The organism is Streptomyces triticisoli, from assembly GCF_003270085.1.
In the GTDB taxonomy this organism is placed as follows: Bacteria; Actinomycetota; Actinomycetes; order Streptomycetales; family Streptomycetaceae; genus Streptomyces; species Streptomyces triticisoli.
Genome location: NZ_QFDQ01000279.1, coordinates 18,479 through 28,505, shown reverse-complemented (window position 1 = coordinate 28,505; position 10,027 = coordinate 18,479). Strand labels below are relative to the sequence as shown.

At 72.2% G+C, this 10,027-nt stretch carries 7 protein-coding genes; 5 read left to right on the top strand and 2 right to left on the bottom strand.

Translation table 11 applies throughout. The features are described from left to right. On the top strand, positions 1-1,409 hold a 1,409-nt coding region (locus tag DEP02_RS31635; RefSeq protein WP_112471109.1), incomplete at its 5' end, for a DUF5691 domain-containing protein. A 95-nt stretch (positions 1,410-1,504) separates the two neighbouring features. On the opposite strand, the gene icmB is transcribed toward DEP02_RS31635, so the two are convergent. After that, positions 1,505-1,921, bottom strand: coding sequence for a coenzyme B12-dependent isobutyryl CoA mutase small subunit (icmB, locus tag DEP02_RS31630; protein ID WP_112471105.1), 417 nt, complete (start codon positions 1,919-1,921; stop codon positions 1,505-1,507). Between the two features lie 425 nt (positions 1,922-2,346). On the opposite strand from icmB, the gene DEP02_RS31625 reads away from it, so the two are divergent. Continuing rightward, positions 2,347-3,213 carry an esterase/lipase family protein gene (locus tag DEP02_RS31625; protein ID WP_112471104.1) on the top strand — a complete coding sequence of 289 codons (867 nt, stop codon included), beginning with the start codon at positions 2,347-2,349 and terminating at the stop codon, positions 3,211-3,213. 74 nt (positions 3,214-3,287) lie between these two features. After that, positions 3,288-4,874, top strand: coding sequence for a M23 family metallopeptidase (locus DEP02_RS31620; protein ID WP_112471103.1), 1,587 nt, complete (start codon positions 3,288-3,290; stop codon positions 4,872-4,874). 7 nt (positions 4,875-4,881) lie between these two features. Here the strand turns inward: DEP02_RS31620 and pcrA are convergent, their stop codons facing one another. Next, complete coding sequence (gene pcrA / locus DEP02_RS31615; RefSeq protein WP_112471102.1) at positions 4,882-7,353, bottom strand: DNA helicase PcrA; 2,472 nt, start codon at positions 7,351-7,353, stop codon at positions 4,882-4,884. Positions 7,354-7,640: 287 nt separating this feature from the next. Here pcrA and DEP02_RS35170 point away from each other — a divergent pair, with 287 nt between their 5' ends. Beyond that, positions 7,641-8,984, top strand: a complete 1,344-nt coding sequence (locus DEP02_RS35170) for a C40 family peptidase (RefSeq protein ID WP_232839364.1) — start codon at positions 7,641-7,643, stop codon at positions 8,982-8,984. Positions 8,985-9,061: 77 nt separating this feature from the next. Then, a complete protein-coding gene (locus tag DEP02_RS31605) occupies positions 9,062-10,027 on the top strand; it encodes a tellurite resistance/C4-dicarboxylate transporter family protein (protein WP_112471101.1) in 966 nt (321 codons plus the stop codon).

Below are 10,027 nucleotides of genomic sequence, written 5' to 3'. Positions count from 1 at the left end.
ACCTTCGTCCGCCGCTGCCCGCCGCGGCGGCCCGCAGGCTCGCCATGCTGCTGGCCGACCGGCCCGGCACGGCGGGCGGTGGCCGCAGGGGCACGGCGCCCGACCTCATGGAACTGCTCCCCCAGTGGCTCGCGGCGGCCAACGCGCGCGGGTACGCCGCTCCCCCGGAGGCGCTTCCCGCCCTGCTGGACGCGGCCCGGGGCCGCACGGACCTGCGTCCGGCCGCACTGGCCTTCGGCGGCCCGCGCGCGCTGTGGCTCGCCCGGTTCAACCCGGACTGGCGGTTCGCCCTGCGGGCCGCCCCGGGCGGTGGCACCGCGCTGCCCGGGGCAAAGGACGCGGACCGCGTCCGGAGGCTGTGGGAGGAGGGCCTGTTCGCGGAGCGGGTCGCGCTGCTGGCGGCGATACGCGCGCACAGGCCCGCGGACGCGCGCGAACTGCTCGCCGCCACCTGGGCCACCGAGCGGGCCGAGGACCGGCTGATGTTCCTCGACTCGCTGCGGACGGGCCTGGGCCCGGACGACGAGCCGTTCCTGGAGCAGGCCCTGTCCGACCGCAGCCGCAACGTACGGGCCACGGCCGCCGAGTTGCTCTCGGCGCTGCCCGGGTCGGCGCTCGCCGCGCGTATGGCGGCCCGGGCCGGGGCCTGCGTGGCCGTGGACCACACGCGTGGGACGCCGACGGTCGTCGTCGAGGCGCCGCACGAGTGCGACGCGGGCATGGAGCGCGACGGTGTCGTCCCCAAGGCGCCGACGGGACGCGGCGAACGGTCGTGGTGGCTGGGACAGTTGGTCGAGGCGGCACCGCTCGGGACGTGGCACGCGCGGCTGGGCGGGCGGACGGCGCGGGAGATCGTGGCGCTGCCGGTCGCGGACGACTGGCAGGGCGAACTGCACGCCGCCTGGTGCCGGGCGGCGGTACGGCAGTGGGACGCCCCGTGGGCGCGGGCTCTCCTCGGGGCGCCCGCGGCGCCCGAGGCCGGCGGGCCGGGCGCGGTGTCCCTGGCCGAGCGCGCCAAGCTGCTCGGCACGCTGGACTCCGCCGAACGGGCCGACTGGGTGGCCGGGTTCATCGCGGCACACGGGCTGTCCGAGGCTTTCCAGCTGCTCGGAGTGTGCGCGGTGCCGTGGGCGGCCCCGCTCGGACGGGCAGTGGTCGACGCGCTCAACATCGCGCGGGACGCAGGGAGTTACCCATGGAGTTTCAGTGGAGTGATGGGGCTGGCCGAGCGGTGCCTGGATCCCGCGGAGGCGGGTCGGCTGGACGGCCTGCTGGCGGTTCCGGACGAGGCGGAGAACGCGTCGCCCGGGGCCGGAGGGTACTGGGCGGAGGCGTTCCAGCGGCTGGTGACCACGTTGCGGCTGCGCTCCGCCATGGCCGAGGAGCTGGGTTCGGCCCAGGTCGGCTGACGGGCACCGTGGGCTGCCGGGGCCGTCCCTGGGGGCTGCGCCCCCAGGTCCCCCTTCGGCCCGACGTGGCCGTCCTTGTCCGGCTGCCGGAGGTACTACGCCTCCGCCGGCTCCCGGACGTTCGCACGGACCCAGTCCACGATCGACTGGGTGGTCGCACCCGGGGTGAAGATCTCCGCGACGCCCTTCTCCTTCAGCGGGGGGACGTCCGCCTCGGGGATGATCCCGCCGCCGAAGACCACGATGTCCTCCGCGTCGCGCTCCCGGAGCAGGTCGATCACGGCGGCGAAGAGTGTGTTGTGCGCCCCGGAGAGGATGGACAGCCCGATCGCGTCGGCGTCCTCCTGGATCGCCGTGTCGACGATCTGTTCCGGGGTCTGGTGGAGCCCGGTGTAGATGACCTCCATACCGGCGTCGCGCAGGGCGCGCGCGATCACCTTGGCGCCCCGGTCGTGGCCGTCGAGCCCCGGCTTGGCCACCACCACGCGGATCGGACCGGCTGCCACACTCATCACTGCCTCCATGAAGCGACTCCATCCATCCGTACCGACGAGTACCGCACAAGCGGGACGGACACCCCGCACCACACCGTCCGGGGAAGTGAACGAACGTTATCCCCAGCATCCCGCAACCGGCAGTTTCATGGCGCGGAGGGAGGGGGAAATCACACGGTGAGGCACTCCTCCGGACTCTGCGGGCAAAGGGGACCCGCGCAGCGGGAACCAGCGCAACGGGAGCCGCAACGAGGTCGTCGCACCATCGCGCCGCGGGCCACGCGCCTCGGTGGTACGGCGGATCGGCGAGGGCACGAAGGGCACCCGGGGCGGGCACGGCACGGCAGCGCGCGGTCTGCCCGGCCGACCGCCCCCGCCGCGACTGCCCATGAGGGCACACGGGGGACGGAGCCGTCCTCCCACGTGCCGACAGGAGGTCGGCCATGAAGGTCACCCAGGTCGCAGACCCCATTCTTCCGCTCTGCCAGCGCCTGCTCCCGTGCAGGCTCGCGGGACTCTCGCTGGCCCTCCTGAAGGCGACCGCCCTGGAGTTCGCGATCCTCGCGGGACACCTTCTCCTGTACCCCGCGGGCATCGTCCAGGAGCGCCGGTGCCAGCCCGGCCGGCTGCCCGCGCCGCACGGCGCCACCCAGCTGCCGACGGATTCCAAGCCCCCGGTCGTGCTGCTGCACGGTTTCATCGACAACCGCTCGGTGTTCGTCCTGCTGCGCCGCAACCTCGCCCAGCACGGCCGGCAGCGGGTGGAGTCCCTCAACTACTCTCCGCTGACCTGTGACATCCGCACCGCGGCCGAACTGCTCGGCCGGCACATAGAGGAGATCTGCGAGCGCACCGACAGCAGGCAGGTCGATGTGGTCGGGCACAGCCTCGGCGGACTGATCGCCCGCTACTACGTGCAGCGGCTCGGTGGCGACCTGCGGGTCCGCACCCTCGTCACCCTCGGCACCCCGCACTCCGGCACCCGGGTGGCGCCGCTGGCCAACGCCCACCCGATCGTGCGCCAGATGCGCCCCGGCTCCGAGCTGATCGAGGAGCTGTCCCGACCGGCACCGGGCTGCCGTACGCAGTTCGTGAGCTTCTGGAGCGACCTCGACCACCTGATGGACCCGCTGGAGTCGGCCTGCATCGACCACCCGGATCTGCGGGTGGAGAACGTCCAGGTGAGCGGGATCGGACATCTCGCCCTGCCGGTGCATCCCGCCGTCGCGACCGGGATACGACAGGCGCTCGACACCGCGCGGCCCGGCGACCCGTCCGTCGCGCGCGCCGACGGTCTGACAGTGGCGTGACGGCACAACACGAGTCGAACAAATCTCGAACAAAAAGCCAAGGTCCTGTCGACAGACCGGCGAAACACGGCTGAATGCCCGTTTCCCGCGTTCGGGAAACCTGCCGAAGATTGTCGCGTCCGCATACCGCCGGGTACAGTCACCGCACTGCTCTGCCAGCCCCTGTTGTCGAGGCGAAAGAGAAGTTGGTGAACGACCGTCACCCGTCGGGGGGCGTGGCCGCCCCGGCTCCGGCTTCCGATACCGCCTCGACGCCCTACGCGTCGTACGACGCACAGGAAGCCGCGTACGGCGACTTCACCACCTACGGCGACTACGGCGCCACCGGTTTTCAGACCGGCACCTACGGCACGGGGAGTTTCCCGGCCGACCCCCTCTTCGGTGACCTCCCGTCCCACGGCACCCACACCACGGGCGCCTATGGCACCACCCACTGGTCCACGGGCAGCCACCAGACGCCGCACCACGACCCGTACGCAACTCAGCACCACGCCGCCTACGACACCGGCGCCTACGACACCGGCGCGTACGACACGACCGCCTGGACGACGGGCTACCAGCAACCGGCCGCCGTACCCCATCAGTCCGGGCCCGTCGACACCAGCGGCCAGTGGGACGCGAGCGCCTGGTTGCAGCCGGACCAGCAGGCCGCCGACGGCACCCAGCAGTGGGACTGGGGCACGCAGGCCTTCGACACCGGCGCATACGACGCCACGCAGTGGAACAGCGACGGCGCCACCACGGCCGCCGAGGACTTCGACGAGCCCGACCCGCACGAGCAGCACGGCGAAACCCCCCCGGTGGCAGAGGACTTCGCAGCCACCGGCGAGATGCCCGCGATCCCGCAGCTGCTCGACGACGAGGAAGAGGTCACCCCGGCTCCCGGCCCGGCCCCGGCCTCACGAGCTGCCTCCCGCAGCGCCGGCCGCTCCCGTCGCCGTCCCCCGGCCAAGCGCTCCGCGCTGCTCACGGTGGCCGTGCCCTCGGTCTGTGTGATGGGCGTCGCGGGTATCGCCGCCGCCTCCGTGGGCGGACTGACCGACGACGACAAGGACACCTCGTCGGCCGCGGCCGACGCGCCCACGGTGAAGGCATCCACCGCCAACGCGAAGCTGGACACCCAGTTGCGGGGCGTGTCCGCGGGTGCGAACGACTTCGCCGGCCGGGCCAGCCGCTACCAGGAGCGCATCGACCTCCAGGCGCAGCAGGCAGCCGAGCTGAAGAAGGCGGCGGAGGAGGCGGCCCGCAAGGAGCGGCTGCGCCCCAAGTTCGCCCTTCCCGTCCTGCCGAGAGGACTCAGCGCCTACTTCGGCCAGGCCGGCGTGAACTGGATGTCCGTGCACACCGGCATCGACTTCCCCGTCTCGTACGGGACGACGGTGATGGCCGCCACCGACGGCACGGTCCGCACGGAGTGGAACAGCGCGTACGGCAACATGATGATCGTGACCGCGATGGACGGCACGGAGACGTGGTACTGCCACCTCTCCAGCTACCGGGTCCCCTCGGGTACGCCGGTCAAGGCCGGAGAGCCGATCGCCTACTCCGGGAACTCCGGCAACTCCACCGGCCCGCACCTGCACTTCGAGGTCAGGCGCGCCGGGGGGTCGCCCATCGACCCGCTGGCGTGGCTGCGCAGCCACGGCATCAACCCGACGTAGGTCCCCGCTACAGCTTCTCCACCGGCGCGTACCGCAGCAGCAGCCGCTTGGGTTTGGCGTCGCCGAAGTCGATCGTCGCCTCGGCGTTGCTGCCGGTGCCCTTGACCGCGACCACCGTGCCCAGGCCGAACTGGTCGTGCGTGACCCGGTCGCCGACGGCGAGGGACACCACCGGCTTCTCCGCGGTACGGCGGGTGGCGAACCCGGAGGCGCCGGAAGCCGAGGAGCGGGACCGGGACGACGACAGCGAGGCCGCGACTCCGGACGCGGGACCGGAGGACAGGGGCGCCGAGCCGCCCGTCCGCTTCCAGTCCACGTGCGTCGGCGGGATCTCCTCCAGGAAGCGTGAGGGCGGGTTGTACGACGGCTGCCCCCACGCGCTGCGCATCGCCGAGCGCGTCAGATACAGCCGCTCCCGCGCGCGCGTGATGCCGACGTAGGCCAGGCGCCGCTCCTCCTCCAGCTCCTTGGTCTGGCCGAGGGCGCGCATGTGCGGGAAGACGCCGTCCTCCATTCCGGTGAGGAAGACCACCGGGAACTCCAGGCCCTTGGCGGTGTGCAGGGTCATCAGCGTGATGACCCCGTCGCTCTCGTCCTCGTCGGGGATCTGGTCGGAGTCGGCGACCAGGGCGACCTGCTCCAGGAAGTCGGACAGCGCGACCGACTCGCCCTCCCCGCGCTCCTGCTCGAACTCCAGGGCGACGGCGGCGAGTTCCTGGAGGTTCTCGATGCGGGTCTCGTCCTGCGGGTCGGTGGATGCCTGCAACTCGGCCAGGTATCCGGTGCGTTCGAGGACGGCTTCCAGGACCGTGGCCGGTCCGGCGCCGGACTCGGCGATCGTCCGCAGGTCCTCCATCAGCGTGTTGAACCGCTTGACGGCGTTCGTGGAGCGCGCGGCCATGCCGTACGCCTCGTCGACGCGGCGCAGCGCCTGCGGGAAGCTGATCCGTTCGCGCTGGGCGAGGGCGTCGATCATCGCCTCGGCGCGCTCGCCGATGCCCCGCTTGGGCACGTTGAGGATGCGCCGCAGCGGAACGGAGTCCTCGGGGTTGGCCAGCACGCGCAGGTAGGCCAGGACGTCCCGGACCTCCTTGCGCTCGTAGAAGCGGACGCCGCCGACGACCTTGTAGGGCAGGCCGACGCGGATGAAGACCTCTTCGAAGACACGGGACTGCGCGTTGGTGCGGTAGAAGACGGCGACGTCACCGGCCTTGGCCTCGCCCGCGTCGGTGAGACGGTCTATCTCGTCGGCGACGAACTGTGCCTCGTCGTGCTCGGTGTCGGCGACGTACCCGGTGATGCGGGCGCCCGCGCCGGCGTTGGTCCACAGGTTCTTCGGGCGGCGGGACTCGTTGCGCTCGATGACCGCGTTGGCGGCGGACAGGATCGTCTGCGTGGAGCGGTAGTTCTGCTCCAGCAGGATCGTCGTCGCGTCCGGGTAGTCCTCCTCGAACTGGAGGATGTTGCGGATGGTCGCGCCGCGGAAGGCGTAGATGGACTGGTCGGCGTCACCGACCACGCACAGCTCGGCGGGCTGGAGGTGGTCGTCCTCGGTGGTGCCGACGAGTTCCCGCACGAGGGCGTACTGCGCGTGGTTGGTGTCCTGGTACTCGTCGACGAGGACGTGCCGGAAGCGGCGGCGGTAGTGCTCGGCGACGTCGGGGAAGGCGCGCAGCAGGTTGACCGTCGTCATGATCAGGTCGTCGAAGTCGAGGGCGTTGGCCTCGCGCAGCCGCGACTGGTAGAGGGCGTAGGCCTGGGCGAGGGTCTTCTCGAAACCGTCGGCGGCCTGGGCGGCGAAGTCCTCCTCGTCGATCAGCTCGTTCTTCAGGTTGCTGATCTTGGCGCTGAAGGACTTGGGCGGATAGCGCTTGGGATCGAGGTCAAGGTCACGGCAGACCAGGGCCATCAGGCGCTTGGAGTCGGCGGCGTCGTAGATCGAGAAGGAGGACGTGAAGCCGAGCTTCTTCGACTCCCTGCGCAGGATGCGCACGCACGCGCTGTGGAAGGTCATCACCCACATGGCGTTCGCGCGCGGGCCGACGAGCTGCTCGACGCGCTCCTTCATCTCGCCGGCGGCCTTGTTGGTGAAGGTGATCGCCAGGACCTGGCCGGGGTGGACGCCCCGCTCGGCCAGCAGGTGGGCGATGCGGTGCGTGAGCACACGGGTCTTGCCGGAGCCGGCGCCGGCCACGATGAGCAGCGGGGAGCCGGAGTGGACGACGGCGGCGCGCTGGTTGTCGTTCAGCCCTTCCAGGAGCGCGGCCGGGTCCACGACCGGGCGGTGGGCGCCGTCGCGGTAGTAGGCCTCCCGCTCGTAGGCGTCCGGGTCCGGGGGCAGGTCGAACTTCCCGCCGAACAGATCGTCCGGAATCGGCTCCGGAGCATGATCGTCCTCGGGCGGTGGCGGGGGCTCCCCCTCGTGGCCGCGCGGGGCCTGGAGATCCGCCAGGAAGCTGTCGTCAAAGAGGCTGCTCATCGCTCTACGAGTCTAGGGCGCTCCACCGACATCCCGCGGCCGCCCCGGAAAGACGACCGGTTCCACCGGGCCGCGCCCTCCCCCGAAACCGCACCGGCAGCGAGGTCACGAAAACATATCGGAACTGTATCGGACATACCGCGCACTGAACTTCACACAAGTAACACAAGTTGGTTAGCGTGCCGTCCGACCGCACGACCCCCCGCCGGTGAACGTCGCCGGACGATGCGGCCTCCGCCGAGCCGTGAGCCGACCCGGCAGGCGGACGACGGAAGGAGTCGCCCCCCTTGGCGTCGCACCGCAAGGCGCATCCCGCGGCCACGCGCGCAATGGGCACGCGCACCACCGCATCGGCCACCCCCGCCCCGGCCTCGGTGGCCCTGGTCTCCCAGACCTCGGGGACCGCCCCCTCGGACGACGGCGGCAGGCCGAGTCCCGAAGAGGTCGAGAAGAAGCTCGACTACCTGTACGGCCGCGCCGGTTCCGCGACCGCGCGGCAGACCGCCCAGGAGAAGCAAGAGAAACAGGAGAAGCAGGAGAAGCAGGCACGGCAGCGCGGGCGGGTCGCGGCGCTGCTCGACGACGTCACCAGGCGCACCGACGTGCTCAGCAAGGCACGCCAGAAGCTGGGTGCGTTCACGGCGGCCCCGTACCGTGCCGGTGACACCGCCTCCGAGACCGCCGCCCTGCTGCTCACAAAGACCCCGCAGGGCTACTTCGACCAGGCCCGGGTGATGAGCCGGCTCAACGCGCGCCACGAGGGTCTGGCCGGCAGCCGGGCCGCGCAGCCGGCCGCGCCTCCGCGACCGCGGAAGGCGCCCCGGACCCCCGAGCCGCCGGCGCGGCCGCAGTACGACATCGCGGCGGCCAAGGCCGCCATGCAGAAGAAACTGGCCCACGCGCGCGTGCTGCTGTCGGCACCGCCCACACGGGAGCCCACCCCGGAGCCCACGGCACTGTCCGGACCGACACCGTTCGGACCAACACCGTTCGGGCCTGCGCCCTCCGGACCGGCGCCGTTCGGGTCTGCGCCCTCCGGACCGGCGCCGGTCGGGTCTGCGCCTTCCGGCCCAGCGCCCTCCGGGCCGATGCCGTCCGGGCCAACACCCTCCGGACCGACGTCTTCCGGGCCGACACCTTCCGGCCCAGTGCCGTTCGAATCTGCTCCCTCCGGACCAGCGTCCTTCGAATCTGCGCCTTCCGGATCGGCGCCCTCCGGCCCGGCGTCCTCCGCGCCCACGTCGGACTCCGCGTACGCGGCCAAGGCCGAGAAGGCGCTCGCCTTCGCCCGCGCGCAGATCGGCAAGCCGTACGTCTGGGGTGCGACGGGCCCCGGGTCGTACGACTGCTCCGGTCTCACCCAGGCCGCGTGGAAGGCCGCCGGCGTCACCCTGCCCCGCACCACCCACGACCAGGCCCACGCCGGCACCGCGATGCCGCTCGCCGAGGCGCGGCCGGGCGACCTCGTCTTCCTCACCTCCCCCTCCGGCTCCGGCGACACCGACCACGTCGGCGTCTACGCCGGCGACGGCGTGATGATCCACGCCCCGAGACCCGGTGCCTACGTCTGCGAGGAGCCGCTCCCCTACGACGGCGAGCCGTCCGTCCACCGCGTGGTGCGCCCAGCCTGAAAAGGGGGTGCTCTTTCGCGTACACCCGCGCGCGTGCCCCGCCCGCGCGGCACGCCGGAGGTACTTAGCATCGGGCCGTGCCCGGCACCTCACCCTTCCGCGTCTGGTTGGCGCAGCGTCCGCCGGCGGCCGGGGCCGCCGTGATGGCCACCGGCATCGTCTCGGTCGGGCTGGGCCTGACGGGCCACGAACTGCTGTCCCTCGTGATCCTCGCGGTGGGCTGCGTCGCCTGGCTGGCGCTGGCCGCGGACTTCGTCGTACGTCTGCTGGGCGACCGGCCGCGGTGGATGGCCGAGGCGGGCACGCCCGGCGCGCTCACCGCCGTCGCCGCGACGACCGTGCTCGGCACCCGTTTCTCGGCACTGGGGTGGCAGCCCCTCGCCGAGGCGCTGCTCGCGCTGGCCGTCGTGCTGTGGCCGGGGCTCATCGTGCTGGTCGTCCGCAACTCCCGGCGGCCCATGCCCGGAGCGGTGTTCCTGAGCTGCGTGGCCACGGAGGGCCTGGCCGTGCTCGGCGCCACACTGGCCAAGGCGGAGGCCACGGCATGGCTGGCGCACACGGCACTGGTGTTCTTCTGGCTCGGGCTCGCGCTCTACGTCTTCGCGCTGGGCTGCTTCGACCTGCGGCAGGTGCTCGAGGGGCACGGGGACCACTGGGTCGCGGGCGGGGCGCTGGCGATCTCGGCGCTCGCCGGCGCGAAGCTGATCGCCGTCGGCAGCGGTGGCCCGTACCTGTGGAACAACGACGACAGCGGTGTGCTGCGGACAGTCACCCTCGCGCTGTTCGTACTCGACCTGTGCTGGTACACCGTGCTGGCCCTCGCCGAACTGGTCCGGCCCCGGCTGCGCTACGACGTACGCCGCTGGTCGACCGTGTTCCCCTTGGGCATGACGGCGGCGGCGAACCTGTCCATCGCGGCCGCCGCGGACCTCCCGTTGCGGGGGCTCGGGGAGGTGCTGCTGTGGATCGCGGTGGCGGCGTGGCTGGCGGTTGCCGCCGGGGCGGTGGTGGACGCGCGCGCGGAACTCAGGGCGCTGCGCTGA